The sequence below is a fragment of the Phenylobacterium sp. genome, from assembly GCF_019636135.1.
GTDB lineage: Bacteria > Pseudomonadota > Alphaproteobacteria > Caulobacterales > Caulobacteraceae > Phenylobacterium.
In genome coordinates this window covers 74,136-92,598 of the sequence record NZ_JAHBYD010000013.1, presented here as the reverse complement: position 1 = coordinate 92,598, position 18,463 = coordinate 74,136, and the positions used below count along the sequence as shown (strand labels likewise).

Below are 18,463 nucleotides of genomic sequence, written 5' to 3'. Positions count from 1 at the left end.
GTGGTCCGTGGTTGAATCCATGCGGCGCCGACGCGCCCCGGCGCGCCTGAAGGTTCGCGCCGACACCGACCCTTCCCCAAACCGCTCATCCCCGCGCATGCGGGGACCCAGGCTTGCTTCTGGCCCGCTACCAGCGCGCCGAGCGGCTCCAAGGGAAGTCTGGGTCCCCGCATGCGCGGGGATGAGCGGAGGGGGGGATGGCGTCCCCGAAAGTGGGCGGCGTGGTCGCTACGCCCTGACGGTGCGCCGACGCAGGCTCGCGCCCGCCGCACCGAAGCCCAGGATCATCAGCGCCCAGGTCGTGGGCTCGGGCACGCCGGCGGTCGGCGCCTCGGCCACCGAGTAGCTCTCGGGCCGCAGGTCGCCATAGGCGTTGGCGCCGGAGCCCAGGAAGTTGCTGTCGATGCTGAAGAACCCGACGTAGTCCGCCGGGCCGCCGTCGCCGGGATTCACGATCGCCGTCTCCGCGACCGCCTGGCCCAGGAACGCCGGCGCCGCGGCTCCGCCCGCCAGCGTCAGGCTCTCGAGGAAGTAGAACAGCGGGGAGGCGAAGAAGTCGGTGCTGACCGCGTGGTACACGTACCCCGGCCCGTTCGGGTAGAGGGAGTCCGTCGAGGTCTGGATGTGGTTGTCGAAGCCGGACCCGAAATCGTACGAACCGTCGCCGATGTAGATCATGGCCTCCAGCACGGCGAAGTCGGCCATCTCGCCGGTGGGCGAGCCCGTCACGGAGGCGAAGGTGAGGTCGTAGCGGAACGTCGCCGTGAACGCCTTGCCGGAGAGGTCCGAGCCCGCGGCGCCGAACACGCCGGTCGCGTCGTAGCCGCCGTTCACGACGCCCTTGTAGGTGGCGATCCACTCCGCGGCGCCGGCGGCGCTGGCGAACGTGAGGACCCCTGCGGCGGCGACCGCGCCGAAGGCTGCTGCGAGCTTCATGTCGACCCCCCAAGCGTCGCGACGGCCCGGCCGCCGCGAATCGGCAAGGATGGTCAAGCCGGCTGGGGAATCGGGCAAGCCCGCACACGCCAGAGGCTACGGCCCGGCGCGCGATACGTGTGCCGCGCTACTTCGTGGTCCTGGCCAGGTAGGTGTCGAACGCCTCGCGCGCCGCGCTGGCGCAGCCGCCCGCCTGCGCCGCCAGGATGGCGTCGAAGCTCTTCAGGTCGGCCGGGTCGGGGCACACGCCGCCGCGACGTCCGCCGAACACCCGCCCCGTCGGCGGCGGCGAGACCAGCGCCGCCAGCGCCTGCACCCGCACCGGGTCGGACGCCGCCGCCTTCGGGACCGTCGCCCCCGAGGCGCCGCCCTTCAGGGTGGAGACCTCGCCCGAGGCGCTCATCAGCCGCACGGTCTGGCCCGCGCCCAGCGCCAGGCGCTGCCCGGCGTCGACCGAGGCGCCGACCTTCACGGCCGGATCGGTGGATGCGACCACCACATATTCCGCCGCGCCCGCCGCGCCCGCGACGCCGAGCGCCAGCAGGACACCCAGAATGGCCCGTCTCATGACCTGCCCCTCACATGCTCCGACGTTGAGTGAACGCGCCTCAACTCCCGCGGGTCAAGGTCGCGCGCCCGACGGGCGAAAATGAGGCTATATCAGCCGCGCCGCCGCCAGCCGCGCCACCGCCTGCGCCCGGTTCACCGCGCCCAGCTTCTTGCGGCCGTTGTCGACGTGGAAGCGCACGGTGGTCTCCGACACGCCCAGGATCACCGAGATCTCCCAGTCCGACTTGCCCTCGGCCACCCAGGCCAGCGCGTCGCGCTCGCGGGCGGTGAGGCGCACGTCGTCCGCCTCGCCCTCGTCGTTGGCGGCGAACGCCATCAGCCGCTCGGTCAGCATCAGGCCCGCCATCTGGGCGGCGAGCACGTCGTCGGGCGCGAGGTCCGGCTCGTGGAAGCCCAGGTGCAGCGAGGCGATCATGCGGCGCCGGCCGTAGGAGGTGGCGCAGACCGCGTCGGCGATGCCGGCCTCGCCCAGGGCCTCCCAGTAGGCGCCGAAGCTGCGGTCTTCGCGCGGCGCGAAGTCGGTGAAGCGGTAGCGCGTCATGCCGCCCCGGATCGCCTCCAGCAGCGGGTTGTTCTCGAAACAGACGTAGTCGAACGCCGCCGAGCCGGCCTGCCAGGTCGACGGCGCGATCCGCGCCACGATCCCGCCCGCGGCGAAATGGGTGGCCGACGTGAGCGGGGTGACCGGCCGCCGGTAGAGCCGCGTCTGCAGGTACGACGCGCCGACCCCGGCGACGGCGTCGAAGAACCCACGGCTGGCCTCGTCCGGCGTGGACGCCGCGAGCGCGGGTTCGGCGAACGTGAGCGCGCGTTGCAACATGATGCGGGTCGTGCCCCCCGATCCGACGGAACCCTACATTAGCAAATGCGGCGCCGCTCCGAAATCGAGGCCAGTCAACCTCTCGATTCGCAGGGGTGGCTGTTGCGGAGGCGCCGGCGGACACTTGTCGATGCGCCGGTCCGACACTCCGGCCTTGCGCAACGGCGGCGGCGGGTGACACCGTGTCAATCACCCGTCGCCGCCGGCCTTCCACGAGCCGCTGTAAAGACGCCTTGCCAACGCCGCGATTTTGCGTATTTTCCGCGCCCTCGCCGCCGGGCCCATCCAGGCATCGGAGCGTGCGGGTGCTTAGCTCAGTTGGTAGAGCAGCTGACTCTTAATCAGCGGGTCGAGGGTTCGAATCCCCCAGCACCCACCATCCTGTTTCGCTCCAAGGAGCTTCGCAGGACTGGCGGAGACGTCCGACGCGAAGCAGGATGCCCTTCGAAGCCTTGGCGAAGAAGGGCCGCGACGCTGAATTCCGAACGGTGGCGTGAGGCTCGCATGATCGAGCCTGATCCGGGAAAATCGCCGCATATGGCCGTCGCCAACAAGCGCCTGGGGTGAGCCGTGCAACCGCTCGTCGACTTCGACTACCTCGAAAGCTTCACCGCCGGGGACACCCAGGTGGTCACCGAGGTGCTGGCGCTGTTCCAGGGCCAGGCCGAGATCTGGCGCGGCAAGCTGGCCGATCCGGGCGACGACCGGCGCGATCTGGCTCACACCATCAAGGGGGCGGCGCGCGGCATCGGCGCGAACCGTCTCGGCGACGCCGCCGACCGGGTCGAGCATGGCGATGCGTCGAGGGTCGGCGAGCTTCGGGCGCTGCTGGACGAGACCGTCGCCGAGATCGAGGGCTACCTCACCCGCATCGGCGGCGGCTAGCTATCCGTACTCGATACCGCTCATCCCGGCGAACGCCGGGACCCAGATCCACGCTCGCGGAGGCTGATTGGAGGGGCTCGGAGGCCCTGGCCACTCCTCTTGCACCATTCCATCTGGGTCCCGGCATTCGCCGGGATGAGCGGAAGTTATTGAATTCACTTATAAAGAATTGAGCCCGGACCCCTAGGCGATCAGCGCCGCGGAGGTGTAGGTCTCGACCAGCAGGCTGAAGGGGCGGCCGTCCGGCGTCTGCAGGAGCGCGCGGTGCTGGAGCACCTCGGCGGGAAGGTCGAGGGGCTCGTCGAGCCCGGCGGGCGCCTTCGCCTCCCAGCCGCAGGGCAGGGGGTTGAACAGCAGCCGCGCCAGGAGCGTCCGGCGCTGGAACGCCAGCGGGCGCACGACGACGCCGAACGGCGTCTGCGTACGCTCCAGCGCCGCGTTCATCCCGGCGGTCAGGCGGCCCGGCAGGTACCAGTTGTCGGCGCGGCTCAGCACGGCCTCGCCGCAGGTCAGCTCGACGCGGCGCAGGCGGATCGGCTCGTTGGCGGCGGCGCCCAGCTCCGCCCGCGCCGCGTTCGCCGCGGCGGGATCGGCCGGCGTCCCGATGCGGCGGGCGTGGATCGTCGGCGCGTCGGCGACGTGCCGGTCGCAGAGCGCCTGCAGCACGGTGGTGGCGCTGTCGTGGGACAGGAGGTCGGCGTTCAGGGTCTGGAGCTGCGCCTGCAGGCGCAGGCGGCGGACATAGTTCGAACCCGGCTCCTGCGCCTCCGCGGGCGCAGCGGTCGCCACAAGCAACGCCACGAGACCTCCTGCCAACGCCAGTCCGGGCGCTTCCTAGCCTAAATCCCCGCGCCGTTGTCGATGGCTCTCAGCGCCTCTTCGTGCGCCTGCGCTTCCGCCTCGATCCAGCCGATGAAGGCCTTCACCTGCGGGAGCCGTCCCTTGGCCTTCGGGTGGACCAGATAGTAGGCGAAATCGACGGCGGTGGCGATCTGGAGCGGCGCCACCAGGCGCCCCGCGTCGATGTCGGCCTGGGCCAGGGTGCGCTTGGCGAGCGCGACGCCGCGGCCGTTGGCGGCGGCCTCGATCACCAGGCTGGACTGGTTGAAGCGCGGGCCGCGATGGCCGTCGATGCCGCGAAGCTGGCGCGCCGCCAGCCACATGGGCCAGTCGGGGCAACTGTCGTCGATCTCGGGCGAGCCATCGTGCAGCAGGGTGTGGTTGGCGAGGTCCTCGGGCCGGTCCAGCGGGGTCTGGGCGAGGAGGTCGGGGCTGGCCACCGGGATCACCGCCTCGCTGACCAGCCGCTTCACCTCCAGGCCCGGATAGCGCCCGCCGCCGTAGCGCAGGGCCAGGTCCACCTCGCCGGCGTTGAGGTCGACGAGGTCCATGCCGGCGTTCAGCCAGACGTCGACGTTCGGATGCGCCCGCTCGAAGGCCCCCAGCCGCGGCGCCAGCCACTTGGCGGCGAAGGAGGGCGGGGCGGTGATGGTCAGGCGCCGCCCGTCGACGGCCGCGGTGAGCAGGCTGGCGGCCTCGGCCAGCCGGTCGAAGGCTTCGCGCAGCGCCGGGAGGGCCGTCTGGGCCGCATCGGTGAGCAGCAGGCCCTTGGGCGTCCGCTTGAAGAGGGCCGCGCCGACGTAGTCCTCCAGGTTCTGGATCTGCTGGCTGACGGCGCCGGGCGTCACCGAGAGCTCGTCGGCGGCGCGGCTGAAGTTGAGATGCCGGGCCGCGGCCTCGAACGCCCTGAGCGCGTTCAGCGGCGGAAGGCGTCGGCGATGTGTGGTCCGCTGATCCATCGAAAGCCGCCCAGAATTCCTCAACGCCCCGGCAGAAGTCCTCGGGTTGCGAAGTGGCCTCTCGCCGCCCTTATTGCAAGCGTCCGCCGCTGTATCGGCCCTTTTCGGCGGTGGATGTTCGGCGGGGCGGGCTTCAGGTCCGTCCCGTCGTGTTTCCAGGGTCGGCGTTAGAGAAGCTATACGATGGGCCAAGATCGGGACAGCGTGACGCGAGCCGGGCGCCTGGTGGTGCTGGGTGGCGGCCGTGGGCGTGGCCAGGGGCGCGCTCCGGGCCGGGTCAGCCTCGTGGGCGCAGGCCCGGGCGACCCCGAACTGCTGACGATCAAGGCGCTGAAGGCGCTGCAGGCGGCCCAGGTGGTGGTCCACGACGGCCTGGTCACCGACGAGATCCTGGCCCTGGCGCCCGGCGCGGCGCGGCGGATCAGCGTGGCCAAGCGCAAGTCACGGCACTCATACAGCCAGGACGAGATCAACCGCATGCTGGTCGCCTTCGCGCTCGAGGGCCTGAACGTCGTGCGGCTCAAGGGCGGCGACCCCTTCATCTTCGGCCGGGGCGGCGAGGAGCTGGAAGCCTGCCGCGAGGCCGGCGTCGAGTGCGTCGTGATCCCCGGCGTGACCGCCGCGCTGGCGGCCGCCGCCGACGCGGGCGCGCCGCTGACGCACCGCGGTTCGGCCCAGGCGGTGACCTTCGTCACCGGGCATGCCCAGAACGGCGAGCCCGACCTGGACTGGGAGAGCCTGGCCAAGGCCAACCAGACCGTCGTGATCTACATGGGCGTCTCGATGGCCGCCCCGATCGCGCAGCGCCTGATGGGCGCCGGCCGCGAAGGCTCCACGCCGGCGCTGATCGTCGAGAACGCCAGCCGCGCCGACGAGCGCCGCGTCGTCACGACGCTGGCGGGGCTGCCCGGGGCCGCGGCGGCCGTGTCCGGCCCGGCGCTGCTGATCGTGGGCGAGGCCATGGCGCTCGCCCGGGCGGGCGGCGCGCCCGCCCAAGTCGAAACGCTCATCCAGGAGGCCCGCGCATGAAGGCGCTGACCGGCAACATGCTGCAGGACGGCGAGGCCGTCTTCTGGAGCCACGGCCGATGGGTCGCCCGCTTCCGCGACGCCGAGTTGTTCGACGACGCCGGCAAGGCCGAGGCGGCCGAGGGCGCCGCCAAGTCGCAGCAGACCGTGGTGGTCGATCCCTACCTGATCGACGTGATCGAGTCCGAGGGCCTGTGGGCGCCGCTCAGCTTCCGCGAGCGGGTGCGGTGTCTCGGCCCCACCAACCATCCCCAGCACGGCAAGCAGGCGGACGGCGGCGACGACATCGACGCCCTGCGCCACGCCATCGGCGCGGCCCGTTCGACCGGCCGCGTCAACCTGATCAAGCGGAAGTAGCGCCGATGTACCAGTACGACGTCATCGACAAGGAATTCACCGACGACCGCGTGGCGGAGTTCCGCGAACAGGTCGGCCGCCGCATCGCCGGCGAGATCACCGAGGACCAGTTCAAGCCGATCCGGCTGCTGAACGGCCTCTACCTGCAGCTCCACGCCTACATGCTGCGGATCGCGATCCCGTACGGGACGCTGACCTCCAAGAAGCTGCGCAAGCTGGCCTGGGTCGCGTCGACCTACGACCAGGGCTACGGCCACTTCACGACGCGCACGAACCTGCAACTGCACTGGATCAAGCTGAAGGACGCCCCGGACATCCTGGCGGCCCTGGGCGAGGTCGGCATGCACTCCATGCAGACCTCGGGCAACACGATCCGCAACGTCACCGCCGACCCCTACGCCGGCGCCACCGCCGACGAGCTGGACGACCCGCGCGTCTGGGCCGAGGCGATCCGCCAGTGGTCGACGCTGCACCCCGAGTTCAGCTTCCTGCCGCGCAAGTTCAAGATCGCGGTCACGGCCTCGGCCAAGGACCGCGCGGCGACCAGGGTCTACGACATCGGCCTGGCCATGCGGCGCGGCCGCGGCGGCGAACTGGGCTTCGAGGTGATGGTGGGCGGGGGCCTCGGCCGGACGCCCTACCTGGGCGCGACGATCCGCGAGTTCCTGCCGACCCGCCACCTGCTGAGCTACCTGCAGGCGATCCTGCGCGTCTACAACCGCTATGGCCGGCGCGACAACATCTGGAAGGCCCGCATCAAGGTGCTGGTGGCCAGCCTCGGCGCCGAGGCGTTCGCCCGCCAGGTCGAGGCCGAATGGGAGAAGTCCGAGCAGGAGCAGGTCGACCTGCCCGATATCGAGCTGGCCCGCATCCGCGCCGACTTCACGCCGAAGTTCGAGGCGCTGAAGCCGCGGTCCGAGGCGGTCGAGAAGCTGAAGGCGTCCGATCCGGCGTTCGCGCGGTTCCTCCGGCACAACGTCCATCCGCACAAGGTCCCGGGCTACGCCCTGGTCGACGTCTCGCTGAAGACGCCGGGCCAGACGCCCGGCGACATGACCTCGGAGCAGATGAACGTCGCGGCCGACCTGGCCGAGACCTACTCGCTGGACGAGATCCGGGTGAACTACACCCAGAACCTGATCCTGCCGCACGTGAAGCTGGACGACCTGCCGGCCGTCTACGCGGCGCTGAAGGCGGCGGGGCTGGCGACGCCCAACATCGACCTGATCAGCGACATCATCGCCTGCCCGGGCCTCGACTACTGCGCCCTGGCCAACGCCCGCGCGATCCCGGTGGCCCAGCACATCGCCGAGCGGTTCGCCGATCCCGAGCGCGCCGAGGCGATCGGCGAGCTGAAGATCAAGATCAGCGGCTGCATCAACGCCTGCGGCCACCACCACGTGGGCCACATCGGCATCCTGGGCGTCGATAAGAAGGGCGAGGAGTTCTACCAGGTCACCCTGGGCGGCTCCGGCGAGGAAGACGCCGCCCTCGGCTCGATGCTGGGCCCGGCGCTGCCCGCCGACAAGGTCACCGACGCCGTCGAGCAGATGGTGGAGGTGTACCTGCGCGAGCGCCGCGACGGCGAGCGCTTCCTCGACACCTTCCGCCGCACGGGCGTCGCGCCCTTCAAGGAGGCCGTCTATGCCGACGCGCATTAAGCTCCAGGACGGCAACCTGTATCCGGTCGAGGACCCGTTCACGAACGTGGCCGACGACCAGGACGTGCCGCAGGGCGACGTCATCCTGTCGCTGGCGCGCTTCCAGGCCGAGGGCGACCGCCTGCTCTCCGAGGGCCGCGCGGTCGGCGTGCGCCTGAAGAGCGACGAGGAGGTCGAGGCGCTGGCCTACGACCTGCCGCGGCTGGCGCTGGTGGCGTTCGAGTTCCCGAAGTTCCGCGACGGGCGGGCCTATTCCAACGCCCGCATCCTGCGCGAGCGCTACCGCTTCGCGGGCGAGGTCCGGGCGGTCGGCGACGTGCTGCGCGAGCAGGCCTACTTCATGCGCCGCTGCGGCTTCGACGCCTTCGAGCCGGCCGACGGCTCGGGCGCGCAGGAATGGGAGGCGGCCACCCGCCGGTTCCGCCACGTCTACCAGCGCGCCGCCGACGGCCGTGAGCCGGCCTTCGCGGAGCGCGAACGGTGAGCGTGGCCTACGACGCCTTCAGCCCACAGGACGCCACGGTGCTCCGCCTCGACGCGGAACTCCGCCGGGCCCACCCGCGCACCATCCTCGAGGCCGCGGTCGAGAGCTTCGGCGACCGGCTGGCGCTGGTCTCCTCGTTCGGCGCGGAGTCGGCGGTGCTGCTCGACATCGCCGCCAGGGTGAAGCCCGACATCGCGGTGCTGTTCCTCGACACCGGCATGCTGTTCGGCCAGACGCTGGACTACCGCAAGACCCTGGCCGAGCGGCTGGGCCTGACCAACGTGCGCGACCTGCGTCCGCACTACCAGGACCTGGCCACCGTCGATCCGCAGGCCAACCTCTGGCAGACCGACACCGACGCCTGCTGCGCGGTGCGCAAGGTCGCGCCGCTGGACCGCGCGCTCGGTGAGTTCGACGCCTGGATCACGGGCCGCAAGCGCTTCCACGGCGGCGACCGCCTGAACCTGCCGGTGGTCGAGCACGCCGACGGCAAGGTGAAGTTCAATCCGCTCGCCAACTGGGGCCGGGACGACCTCGACGCCTATGCCGAGGCCCATGGCCTGCCGGCCCATCCGCTGGTGGCGCAGGGCTTCCCCTCGATCGGCTGCTGGCCCTGCACCCAGCCGGCCGCGGAGGGCGAAGACGTCCGGGCCGGCCGCTGGAAGGGGATGGACAAGACCGAGTGCGGCATCCATGTCGCGCGTGCGCCGGGGACGCCCAACAACGTCGGCGGCGATATCTAGGGCATCAGTGGAATGAACGACGTGACCTTTGCTCAGCCGGCGCAGGCCCCCCAAGGGGGCCTCAAGGCGTCCGGCGCCTTCTTCGTCGAGACCGTGACGTGGGTCCAGCACTGGACCGACACCCTGTTCTCGTTCCGCACGACCCGCGACCCGGCCTTGCGCTTCTCCAGCGGCCAGTTCGTGATGGTCGGCCTCGTGAAGGAGGACGGCAAGCCGCTGGTGCGCGCCTATTCCATCGCCTCGCCGTCGTGGCACGAGGAACTGGAGTTCTACTCGATCAAGGTGCCGGACGGCCCGCTGACCTCGCGGCTGCAGAACATCAAGGTGGGCGACCAGGTGCTGATCGGCCGCAAGCCCACCGGCACGCTGGTGCTGGACGGCCTGAAGCCGGGCAAGCGGCTCTACATGCTGGGCACGGGCACGGGCCTCGCGCCCTGGCTGTCGCTGGCGCGCGAGCCCGAGGTCTACGAGCGCTTCGAGGATGTCATCGTGACGCACACGGTGCGCGAAGTCCGCGACCTCAACTACGCGGAACTGTTCGAGAAAGAGCTCAAGGAGGATGAGATCCTCTCCGAACTGATCGGCGACAAGCTGAAGTACTATCCGACCGTCACGCGCGAGGAATTCCGCACGAAGGGCCGGATCACCGACCTGATCGCGAGCGGCCAACTGTTCTCCGACCTCGGCCTGCCGGCCTTCGACCCGGCCGAGGACCGGGTGATGCTGTGCGGCGGCCCGTCGGTGCTGGCCGACCTGAAGCAGCAGCTTCTCGACCGCGGCTACGTCGAAGGCTCGATCGCCCAGCCCGGCGACTTCGTGCTGGAGAAGGCGTTCGTCGAGACCTGAGCAGGTCGCCTATGGCTTCGAGCGGCCGAAAGGCCGTCAGTCAAACCGCAGAGATCGCGGAGACACGCGGAGGATTCCGGGAGATCCGCGAGCTCTCTGCGTATCTCCGCGATCTCTGCGGTTGATGAATCGGGCGGACGGGCCGCCCACGATCCATGTGGTCCGTGAAGGGAAGCTGAGGCTACGCCGGCGGGCAGCCCTTGAACTCGCCGACCTTCACCGCGGTGAGGGTGGAGAGGTTCAGGTTCTGCATCGGCTTCATCGAGGCGGCGTTCTTGCCGGTGAAGAGGTCGATGCGCTTGCCCTTGATCGCGCCGCCGATGTCGGAGGCGTACCAGTAGCCGTCGTGCGGCTTGCCGTCGGGCATCGCCAGGCCGACGGTCTCCTTGATGAAGATCACGGTGCGCCGCGGGATCACGGTCTTGTCGACCGCGATGGTGCGCATCGGCACGACCTTGCAGCCGAGGCTGTCCAGCACGCCCACGCCCTTGGCGCCGGCATGATAGAGCGTCGCCTTCACGTTGAAGACGCCCGTCCCGGGCAGGGCCCCGGAGATCACCGAGGTGATCAGGTCGCCCACGGGATCGTTATTCGCGGCTTGCGCGTTGGACGCGATACCGATGGCGGAAAGTGCTGCCAGGGCGGCGAGGCGGCGTCGCATTGACGGCGTCCTCCTTCGTCGTTGAACTGGTGGCCGGACTCCTACCGGCTGAGGTCGCCCGGGGCAACCCCGGAAGGGCGATCAGTCGCGGCCTGTGAGTTTTCCTTACACGCCCGCTCAGGCCGTATCACTTGTCCACAAAGGGATTTCACCCCAAGGCGAGGCTTCGGATGAAGGGGCGCGGCGCATGAAAATCTATGGGGACAGCATCTCCGGGAACTGCCTGAAGGTGAAATGGACGGCCGACGCGGTGGGCCGCGCCTACGCGTGGATCGAGACCGACATCATGGCCGGCGAGTCGCGCACCGAGGCGTTCCTGGCGATGAATCCGGCAGGCCAGGTCCCGGTCGTGATCCTGGACGACGGCCGCCCGCTGGCGCAGTCCAACGCCATCATCCTGCACCTCGCCGAGGGCTCGCACCTGGTCCCCGCCGACGCCTACGACCGGGCGCGGATGCTGGAGTGGATGTTCTGGGAGCAGTACAGCCACGAGCCCTATGTCGCCGTCGCCCGCTTCCAGGTGCGCTACCTCGGAAAGCCCGTGGGCGAGCTGGAGCCGCGGATCGTCGAGCGGGGCGGCCACGCGCTGGCGCGGCTGGAGCTGGCGCTGCAGGGCTCGCCCTATCTCGTCGGTGATGTGGTGACCCTCGCCGACGTGGCGCTCGTCGCCTACACCCGCGTCGCGCCCGAGGGCGGCTTCGACCTCGCGCAGTATCCGGCGGTGAAAGCCTGGGTCGCGCGCGTGGAGCAGGCGCTGAACATCCGCGACTAGCGCTTGCGTCTGTCACCCGGCCACGCGACACCGGAGGCATGAAACGCCTCCTCGCGCCGGCCCTGGCCGCGCTCGCCGCTCTCGCCACGCCGTCTTCCCTGCTCGCCTGGGGCAACACCGGCCACCGAATGGTGGGCGAACTGGCGCTGAAGGCGCTGCCGGCCGACCTGCCGGCGTTCCTGCGCACGCCGCAGGCCGCCCGCGACGTCGGCGAGCTGTCGCGCGAGCCCGACCGCTCCAAGGGCTCGGGCAAGCTGCACGACCAGGACCGCGACCCCGGCCACTTCGTCGACCTCGACCTCGACGGCAAGGTGCTGGGCGGGCCGCCGATGCTGCCCCTGGCCGCCACCCGCGCCGAGTACGAGACGCAGTTGCGCGCCGCCGGCCTCGACCAGTGGAAGGCGGGCTACCTGCCGTATTCGATCATCGACCGCTGGCAGCAGCTCGTCACCGACTTCGCCTACTGGCGCGTCCTCGCCGCCGCCGAGAAGAACCCGAAGTGGGCCGCCCACCGCGCCTGGTTCCGCGAGGACCGCATCCGCCGCGAGGCGCTGATCCTGAAGGGCCTGGGCGAGCTCGGCCATTTCGTCGGCGACGGCAGCCAGCCGCTGCACGTGACCGACCACTACAACGGCTGGGGCGACGGCCCGAACCCGAACGGCTACACCAAGGCCCGGATCCACGGGCCGTTCGAGGGCGACCTGGTGCTGGCCGGCGTCAAGGCCGCCGCGGTGAAGGCGAAGATGACGCCGCTCAGGCTGTGCGACTGCCCGATCGAGCAGCGCGTGTCGACCTACCTCGTCACGACCGGCAACGAGGTCGTGCCGCTCTACGAGATGGAGAAGGCCGGGGGCATGGCGCCGGGCGACCCCCGTGGGCCGGCCTTCGCCGCCGGGCGCCTGGCGGCGGGCGCGTCCGAACTGCGCGACGTGATCGTCGAGGCCTGGCGGGCCAGCGGCGCCCGGCAGGTGGGCTGGAAGCCGGTGGCGGTGAAGGACGTGCTGGCCGGCAAGGTCGACCCGTATCCCGCGCTGTACGGCATCGACTGATGGCCCGGCCCCAGTTCGGCGATCCGCCGGCGGGCTACGAACCGGCCGACCGGCCCGCCGCCTTCTGCGTGATCGAGCGCGACGGCCTCATCGCGCTGGTCGAGGTGGCCTGGGAGGGCCGGGGCCTGCTGCTCCACCTGCCGGGCGGCGGCCTGGACGAGGGCGAGACGGAAGCCCAGGCGGCCGTCCGCGAGTGCGGCGAGGAGGCGGGATTGTCCGTGCGGCTGGACGCGGCGCCGTTCGTCCACGCGGACCACTATTTCCTGCACCACGACCGGGTGATCCGGAACACGCGGGGCGTCTTCTTCGCCGGACGCGTCGCCGCCGAGGACGCCGCCCTGAAGACGGAGGACGACCACAGGCTGGTGTGGATGGAGCCCGGCCAGGCGGTCGTGGAGCTGGAGCGCGAGTCGCACGCCTGGGCCGTCGCCGCGTGGCTGCGATTGCGTGCGCGCGCCTGAGGCGCTAGCGAGCGCGCCATGACGGCCAGAATCATCGAGGGCGCGCCGGTGGCCGAGCGGCTGCGGGCGGATGTGGCGACCGAGGTCGCGCGGCTGAAGGCCGAGCATGGGCTGCAGCCGGGGTTGGCGGTGGTGCTGGTCGGCGACGATCCGGCCAGCCAGCTCTACGTGAAGTCGAAGGGCGAGCAGTCCAGGGCCGCGGGGATGCGCTCGGAGACGCACCTGCTGCCCGGCGACACGACCCAGGCGGCGCTGGAGGCGGTGGTCCGGAAGCTCGCCGCCGACCCGGGGATCCACGGCATCCTGGTGCAGCTCCCGCTTCCCGAGCCGCTCGACGAGACGCCGGTGATCGAGCTGATCGGGCCCGACAAGGACGTCGACGGCCTGCATGTCGTGAACGCCGGGCGGCTGGTCGCGGGGCTGCCCGCCCTGGTGGCCTGCACGCCCACGGGCTGCCTGGAGCTGATCAAGGCGACGCTGGGCGACCTGACGGGCAAGACCGCCGTGGTCGTGGGCCGCTCGCTGCTGGTCGGCAAGCCGGTCGCGCAACTGCTCCTGGCCGAGAACTGCACGGTCACCATGGCGCACTCGCGCACCGTGGACCTGCCGGCGGTCTGCCGCACGGCCGACATCCTGGTCGCCGCCGTCGGCCGGCCGCGGATGATCCGCGGCGACTGGATCAAGCCCGGCGCGTGCGTCATCGACGTCGGCATCAACCGCGTGCCCTTCGACGACCCGGAGCAGGCGGCGCTCGGCAGGACCAAGGTGGTCGGCGACGTGAACTTCAAGGAGGCCCGCGAGGTCGCGGGCTCGATCACGCCGGTGCCGAAGGGCGTCGGCCCGATGACGGTCGCGGTGCTGCTGGCCAACACCGTGAAGGCCGCCAAGCTGCAAGCCGGCCTTCCGGCCTAGGTTTCCAGGCGACCCCCGCCGGGGCGGCGAGGCCCGTTCGCGGTTCTGAACCCCTCTCGAACGTCATGGCCGGGCCTGTCCCGACCATCCAGAGACACCGATCCCGAACAGCTCGCAGCGGCGCCCGCCGCGGGCCGCTCTCGCACGCCTGCGTGTCTGGATGGCCGGGACAGGCCCGGCCATGACGTTCAGGGAGGGGGAGGGCGATCGCATATGGATGCGGGCGGCCGAAAGGCCGTCGTCAAAACCGCAGAGATCGCGGAGATACGCGGAGGCTTTCCCCGTTTGTCATCCCGGTTTGGGCGTAGCCCAAGACCGGGACCCAACCCTCCGGTGCGTCGATGGTTGGGGGCCGGCCCCTGGCGAGCGGGGCCAGATAACAACCTCAGAGCACCGGACGGTTGGGTCCCGGTCTTCGCCTGCGGCGAAACCGGGATGACAATCGTGAGAGAGCTTCTCTGCGCATCTCCGCGATCTCTGCGGTTCACGAATCGGGCGGACAAGCCGCCCACAAGCCATATGCGATTGCCCTGCAGGGAGGGGGGAGGGCGCGCGGGGCAAGTGGCCGGCAAGGTGGCTCGACCGGGGTGTCGTCGATGTCGTGGAGGAGGCTTTCCCTCTCCCCCACCCGCTCTTCGGCCTGCGGCCTCGGCGGGCGGTCCTCCTCTCCCGCAAGCGGGAGAGGCAGGCGCGCTCCGGGATCGCGAGGTCCTGTGGCTCCTGCGGATCAGGCGGGCTTCGCCTCGGCGGTGGTCCAGGCCACCACGTCCTTCAGCACCTCGGCGACGGCGCGGTCATAGGCCGGCACGATCGCGCCGACGCGGTTGTCGGCGGCCACGACGCGCGTCTCGAAGATCCGTTCCGAGACGACGCTGCGATCGGCGCCGCGGGTCATCGCGGCGCGCACCCTCACCACGACCGTCGGGGCGGCCTTCGCGCCGCGCTCGTAGCGGGCCTCGAAGTTGCGCACGTCCAGGCGCAGCACATAGTCGGCCGCGGCCGGCTCGCCGCGCGAGATGAGCCGCACGGGGCCGTGGTCGGCGTCGAACGCCGCCAGCACCGCCTCGTCCCACAGCACGACCGCGGGCGCGACCCAGCGCGTGTCGGCGACATAGGCGACCTGCCCGCCGGTGATGGTCAGCAGCCGGTCGCCGGCCGCCTCCCGCTGGAAGGTGGCGTTCGTCCGGAAGACGCCGATCCGGCCCTGGGGCGCGGTCAAGGCCTCGGCGGCCAGGGGCTGGCCGAAGCGGTAGAGGTGCGCCTCGCGGGTCTTGGGCAGCAGCGAGATGCAGCCGCCGAGCGACAGCGCCACGGCGGCCGTTGCGGCGAGGCGGAGGAGGCCGGTCGTGCGCGTCATTGGGGCACCTTCACTTCCTTCGCGCTGGCCTTGCCGAGCGCGCCGGTGGGGCTGGAGCGGACTTCGTTGACCAGGCCTTCGAGGGACTCGGCGGCCTGCTGGAGCTGGATCAGGGCTGCGGTGGCCTGCGGCAGGCCGTTGGTCGCGAACTCCGTCGTCGGCCCTTGCAGGCGGCCGATCATCCCGCGGGCGTCCTTGGCGGCGGCGCGCGCCTCGTCGGCCGCGTCGGCCAGGTTCCTCACCGCCCGGGAGCCGTCGCCCTCGACGAGGCCGCGGGTCGAGGCCGAGAGCCTGGCGATCTCGTCGGCGGCGGTGTCGGCGCGCTGGATCGCGCTCTGCAGGTCGGCGATCAGGGCCTTGCGCTCGCGCATCTCGGCGGTGACGGCCTGGGTGTCGGAGAGCGCGGCCGAGAAGGTCTTGATGTTCTGGTCCGACAGGACGCGGTTCACGCGGTCCAGCGCCTCGATGGTGCGCGTCAGCACCGTGCCGCCGCCCTCCAGCAGGTCCGAGATGGCGGAGCGCTGGCTGTGGATCACGGGGATGCAGTCGCGCCCGAGGCCCTGTTGCTCGCACCGGGGCTTGTCGGCCTCCTTGAGCAGCGGCTTGCTGGGCGACCCCGAGGTGATCTGCACGTAGTTGAGGCCGGTGATGCCCTGCGGCTCCAGGGTGGCGTAGCTGTCGGTGCGGACGGGCACGTCCTCGGTCACCCGCACGCGCGCGATGACGTTGCGGGCGTTGGTCTTGTCGAGCGCGATCGTCGTGACCTCGCCGACCTTGATCCCGTTGAAGTGGACTTCGCCGCCTTCGTTCAGGCCCCGCACGGGGCCCTGGAAGACGATGTCGTAGAGATCGTACTCGGCGTTGATGCGCAGGCGCGCGAGCCAGACGATGAACACCGCCAGCGCCACCGTGAGGATCAGCGTCGAGAGGCCCACCAGGGCGTAGTTGGCGTTTCTTTCCATCAGGCGTCCTCGCCCATCCGGGCCTGCCGCGCGGTCCGTCCCCGGGGACCCTGGAAGTATTCCCGGATCCAGGGGTGATCGGACTTCTCGAGCTCGTGGACCGTCGCGGTGGCGACCACGTGCTTGTCGGCCAGCACCGCCACGCGGTCGGTGATGGCGTAGAGGGAGTCGAGGTCGTGGGTGATCATGAACACCGTGAGGTCCAGGCTGTCGGCGAGATCCTTGATCAGCTCGTCGAAGGCGGCCGCGCCGATGGGGTCGAGGCCGGAGGTCGGCTCGTCGAGGAACAGGAGCTCGGGGTCGAGGGCGAGCGCGCGCGCCAGGCCGGCGCGCTTCTTCATCCCGCCCGAGAGTTCGGCGGGCTTCAGCGCGGCGGCCTCGGGCCGCAGCCCGACCATGGCGATCTTCAGTTCCGCCAGCTCGTGGGCCTCGCGCCGTGACATGCGGGTGTGTTCGAACATCGGGGCCGCAACGTTCTCGCGCACGGTCAGGTTCGAGAAGAGGGCGCCGCCCTGGAACAGGACGCCCCAGCTCTGCTCCAACTGGGACCAGTGGCGGCGCGAGGCGCGGTCCAGCTCCTGTCCGAACACCTTGATCGTGCCCGCCTGAGGCCTGCGCAGGCCGATGATCGTGTTGAGCAGCACCGACTTGCCGGCGCCCGACCCGCCGACGACGCCCATCACCTCGCCGCGCTCGACCACCAGGTCGAGGCCGTCGTGGATCACGTGGTCGCCGAAGGCGGTCCTGAGGCCGTGGATCTCGATGGCCGGCCCTTCCTCGTCCAGCAGGCTCTCATCCGGGGCCGGGTCGGGGCGGAACTCGGTCATAGGTCGAGCTCCATGTAGACGAGGGCGAAGGCGGCATCGAGCATGATGATCGCGAAGATCGCATGCACCACCGCGGCGGTGACGCGGCGGCCCAGCGACTGGACGTCGCCGCCGGTCAGCAGGCCCTGGCGGCAGCCGATGCTGGCGACCACGCCGGCCATGACCGGCGCCTTGGACAGCGCGATGTAGAAGTGGGTGGCGCCCACGTTGTCGACGATCCGCTGCAGGAAGAACGTCGGCCCCAGGTCGAGCGTCGTCCAGGTGACCATGAGGCCGCCCAGCAGCCCGGCCAGGGTCGCCACGAAGGTGAGCAGGGGGATGGTGATCAGGAGCGCCATGAACCGCGGCAGCACCAGGGCCTCGAACGGGTCGACGCCCATCACCTGCATGGCGTCGACCTCCTGCTGCATCTTCATCGAGCCCAGTTCGGCGGCGAAGGCCGAGGCCGAGCGGCCGGCCAGCAGGACCGCCGTGATCACGATGTTGAACTCGCGCAGCACCGCCACGCCGATCAGTTCGACGACGAACACCTCCGCCCCGAACTGCCGCAGCATGTTCACGCCCAGCAACGCCACGACCGCGCCGATGAAGAAGGTGGTGATCGCCACGATGGGTATGGCGTCGAGGCCCGCGCGCTCCATCTGGCCGAAGATCGGCGCCCAGCGGATCTTCCCGGGCGCCACGAACAGGTTCACCACCATCCGCGCCGCGGCCACCAGCAGGTGGCCGAAGAAGGCCATGGTGTCGAGGAATTCGGCCTGGAGGTCGACGACGCCCTTGCCGATCCGGATCGTGAGGCTGTGGAAGCCCTTCGGTTCGGGCCGCACGATCGGCTCGACCCGGTGGGCGTTGTCCACCAGCTCGATCAGGCGCCTCTGCTCGGGCCGCGCCTTCAGCCGATCGAGGGAGAAGCCGTCGCGGCCCGCCGCCCGGACGATGGCGAACGCGCCGGCGGTGTCCATCCGGCGCACCCGGGTCAGGTCCAGCCAGACATCGCGCCAGCCGGCCAGCTCCGCGGCCAGCGCCTCGTCGGCGCCGTCGCCCACCATCCAGTGGGTGGTCCAGTCGCCGCTGAGGATCGCCATGGGGGGCTCGGTCCCCGCGTCGCCTTCGGGGGCGTCGATCCGGAATGCAGCAGCGTGCTCCATGCGGCGTTGTCCCGGTGTGCGGCGTGGCTGTCCAGCCTTCCGTGCGGGATCGTCCTCCCTCGATGACGCCGCGCCGAGCTTCGCGGCGCCGCAGGCCAACGTCCATATGGCGAAGGTTGTTCCGGGAGGCCATCTTTGTCGGCGCGCCTCGGCTAAGGTTCAGCTAAGCCAAGATTTGGTCCAAG

The 18,463-nt window shown here is 70.8% G+C and carries 21 protein-coding genes and 1 tRNA gene; 12 read left to right on the top strand and 10 right to left on the bottom strand.

The genetic code is table 11. The annotated features are described in order from the left end of the window. Positions 1 to 228 precede the first annotated feature (228 nt). The 3 genes from KF737_RS11130 to KF737_RS11120 form a co-directional block, all read right to left on the bottom strand. Positions 229 to 936, bottom strand: a complete 708-nt coding sequence (locus KF737_RS11130; RefSeq protein ID WP_296454400.1) for a PEPxxWA-CTERM sorting domain-containing protein — start codon at positions 934 to 936, stop codon at positions 229 to 231. A 127-nt stretch (positions 937 to 1,063) separates the two neighbouring features. Beyond that, a complete protein-coding gene (locus KF737_RS11125) occupies positions 1,064 to 1,504 on the bottom strand; it encodes a hypothetical protein (protein ID WP_296454398.1) in 441 nt (146 codons plus the stop codon). Positions 1,505 to 1,591: 87 nt separating this feature from the next. Then, a complete protein-coding gene (locus KF737_RS11120) occupies positions 1,592 to 2,326 on the bottom strand; it encodes a LuxR family transcriptional regulator (protein WP_296454396.1) in 735 nt (244 codons plus the stop codon). 303 nt (positions 2,327 to 2,629) lie between these two features. Here KF737_RS11120 and KF737_RS11115 point away from each other — a divergent pair. Both KF737_RS11115 and KF737_RS11110 read left to right on the top strand, forming a co-directional pair. Further along, a tRNA-Lys gene (locus KF737_RS11115) sits at positions 2,630 to 2,705 on the top strand. A 191-nt stretch (positions 2,706 to 2,896) separates the two neighbouring features. Continuing rightward, positions 2,897 to 3,211 carry an Hpt domain-containing protein gene (locus tag KF737_RS11110; RefSeq protein ID WP_296454394.1) on the top strand — a complete coding sequence of 105 codons (315 nt, stop codon included), beginning with the start codon at positions 2,897 to 2,899 and terminating at the stop codon, positions 3,209 to 3,211. 183 nt (positions 3,212 to 3,394) lie between these two features. Here KF737_RS11110 and KF737_RS11105 read toward each other — a convergent pair whose 3' ends face one another. Both KF737_RS11105 and gcvA read right to left on the bottom strand, forming a co-directional pair. Beyond that, positions 3,395 to 4,012, bottom strand: coding sequence for a hypothetical protein (locus KF737_RS11105; RefSeq protein ID WP_296454392.1), 618 nt, complete (start codon positions 4,010 to 4,012; stop codon positions 3,395 to 3,397). Positions 4,013 to 4,050: 38 nt separating this feature from the next. Continuing rightward, positions 4,051 to 5,010, bottom strand: a complete 960-nt coding sequence (gene gcvA / locus KF737_RS11100; RefSeq protein WP_296454390.1) for a transcriptional regulator GcvA — start codon at positions 5,008 to 5,010, stop codon at positions 4,051 to 4,053. Between the two features lie 183 nt (positions 5,011 to 5,193). Between gcvA and cobA the strand changes: the two genes are divergently transcribed. The 6 genes from cobA to KF737_RS11070 are packed head-to-tail and all read left to right on the top strand — an operon-like array spanning position 5,194 to position 10,129. Next, positions 5,194 to 6,039, top strand: coding sequence for a uroporphyrinogen-III C-methyltransferase (gene cobA, locus KF737_RS11095; protein WP_367273224.1), 846 nt, complete (start codon positions 5,194 to 5,196; stop codon positions 6,037 to 6,039). After that, complete coding sequence (locus tag KF737_RS11090; RefSeq protein ID WP_296454389.1) at positions 6,036 to 6,395, top strand: DUF2849 domain-containing protein; 360 nt, start codon at positions 6,036 to 6,038, stop codon at positions 6,393 to 6,395. The genes cobA and KF737_RS11090 overlap by 4 nt, the downstream gene beginning before the upstream one ends. A gap of 5 nt (positions 6,396 to 6,400) precedes the next feature. Further along, positions 6,401 to 8,056 (top strand): nitrite/sulfite reductase, encoded by a 1,656-nt coding sequence (locus KF737_RS11085; protein WP_296454387.1) that lies wholly within the window; start codon positions 6,401 to 6,403, stop codon positions 8,054 to 8,056. Continuing rightward, positions 8,040 to 8,540: a DUF934 domain-containing protein gene (locus tag KF737_RS11080; protein ID WP_296454386.1), complete on the top strand. Its 501-nt coding sequence runs from the start codon at positions 8,040 to 8,042 to the stop codon at positions 8,538 to 8,540. The genes KF737_RS11085 and KF737_RS11080 overlap by 17 nt, the downstream gene beginning before the upstream one ends. Then, positions 8,537 to 9,283, top strand: a complete 747-nt coding sequence (locus KF737_RS11075) for a phosphoadenylyl-sulfate reductase (RefSeq protein WP_296454384.1) — start codon at positions 8,537 to 8,539, stop codon at positions 9,281 to 9,283. Before KF737_RS11080 ends, KF737_RS11075 begins: the two co-directional genes overlap by 4 nt. A 12-nt stretch (positions 9,284 to 9,295) precedes the next feature. After that, entirely contained in the window at positions 9,296 to 10,129 is an 834-nt protein-coding gene (locus KF737_RS11070; protein ID WP_296454381.1) for a ferredoxin--NADP reductase, read from the top strand. Positions 10,130 to 10,310: 181 nt separating this feature from the next. Here KF737_RS11070 and KF737_RS11065 read toward each other — a convergent pair whose 3' ends face one another. After that, positions 10,311 to 10,790, bottom strand: coding sequence for a 3D domain-containing protein (locus tag KF737_RS11065; protein WP_296454380.1), 480 nt, complete (start codon positions 10,788 to 10,790; stop codon positions 10,311 to 10,313). A 187-nt stretch (positions 10,791 to 10,977) separates the two neighbouring features. Between KF737_RS11065 and KF737_RS11060 the strand changes: the two genes are divergently transcribed. From KF737_RS11060 to KF737_RS11045, 4 genes are read left to right on the top strand one after another with little or no spacing between them, the layout of a single operon-like run. Further along, positions 10,978 to 11,562, top strand: a complete 585-nt coding sequence (locus KF737_RS11060; RefSeq protein WP_296454378.1) for a glutathione S-transferase family protein — start codon at positions 10,978 to 10,980, stop codon at positions 11,560 to 11,562. A gap of 38 nt (positions 11,563 to 11,600) precedes the next feature. Further along, complete coding sequence (locus KF737_RS11055; protein ID WP_296454376.1) at positions 11,601 to 12,611, top strand: S1/P1 Nuclease; 1,011 nt, start codon at positions 11,601 to 11,603, stop codon at positions 12,609 to 12,611. After that, on the top strand, positions 12,611 to 13,072 hold the full coding sequence (locus KF737_RS11050; RefSeq protein ID WP_296454373.1) for an NUDIX domain-containing protein: 462 nt from the start codon (positions 12,611 to 12,613) through the stop codon (positions 13,070 to 13,072). Before KF737_RS11055 ends, KF737_RS11050 begins: the two co-directional genes overlap by 1 nt. Positions 13,073 to 13,090: 18 nt before the next feature. Continuing rightward, a complete protein-coding gene (locus tag KF737_RS11045) occupies positions 13,091 to 13,984 on the top strand; it encodes a bifunctional 5,10-methylenetetrahydrofolate dehydrogenase/5,10-methenyltetrahydrofolate cyclohydrolase (RefSeq protein ID WP_296454371.1) in 894 nt (297 codons plus the stop codon). A 727-nt stretch (positions 13,985 to 14,711) separates the two neighbouring features. On the opposite strand, the gene KF737_RS11040 is transcribed toward KF737_RS11045, so the two are convergent. From KF737_RS11040 to KF737_RS11025, 4 genes are read right to left on the bottom strand one after another with little or no spacing between them, the layout of a single operon-like run. Beyond that, positions 14,712 to 15,341: an ABC-type transport auxiliary lipoprotein family protein gene (locus KF737_RS11040; RefSeq protein ID WP_296454370.1), complete on the bottom strand. Its 630-nt coding sequence runs from the start codon at positions 15,339 to 15,341 to the stop codon at positions 14,712 to 14,714. Beyond that, positions 15,338 to 16,303, bottom strand: coding sequence for an MlaD family protein (locus KF737_RS11035; protein WP_296454366.1), 966 nt, complete (start codon positions 16,301 to 16,303; stop codon positions 15,338 to 15,340). Before KF737_RS11035 ends, KF737_RS11040 begins: the two co-directional genes overlap by 4 nt. Then, positions 16,303 to 17,130 carry an ABC transporter ATP-binding protein gene (locus KF737_RS11030; protein WP_296454364.1) on the bottom strand — a complete coding sequence of 276 codons (828 nt, stop codon included), beginning with the start codon at positions 17,128 to 17,130 and terminating at the stop codon, positions 16,303 to 16,305. Before KF737_RS11030 ends, KF737_RS11035 begins: the two co-directional genes overlap by 1 nt. Beyond that, on the bottom strand, positions 17,127 to 18,278 hold the full coding sequence (locus KF737_RS11025) for an ABC transporter permease (protein WP_296454362.1): 1,152 nt from the start codon (positions 18,276 to 18,278) through the stop codon (positions 17,127 to 17,129). The genes KF737_RS11030 and KF737_RS11025 overlap by 4 nt, the downstream gene beginning before the upstream one ends. Between the last annotated feature and the right edge of the window lie 185 nt (positions 18,279 to 18,463).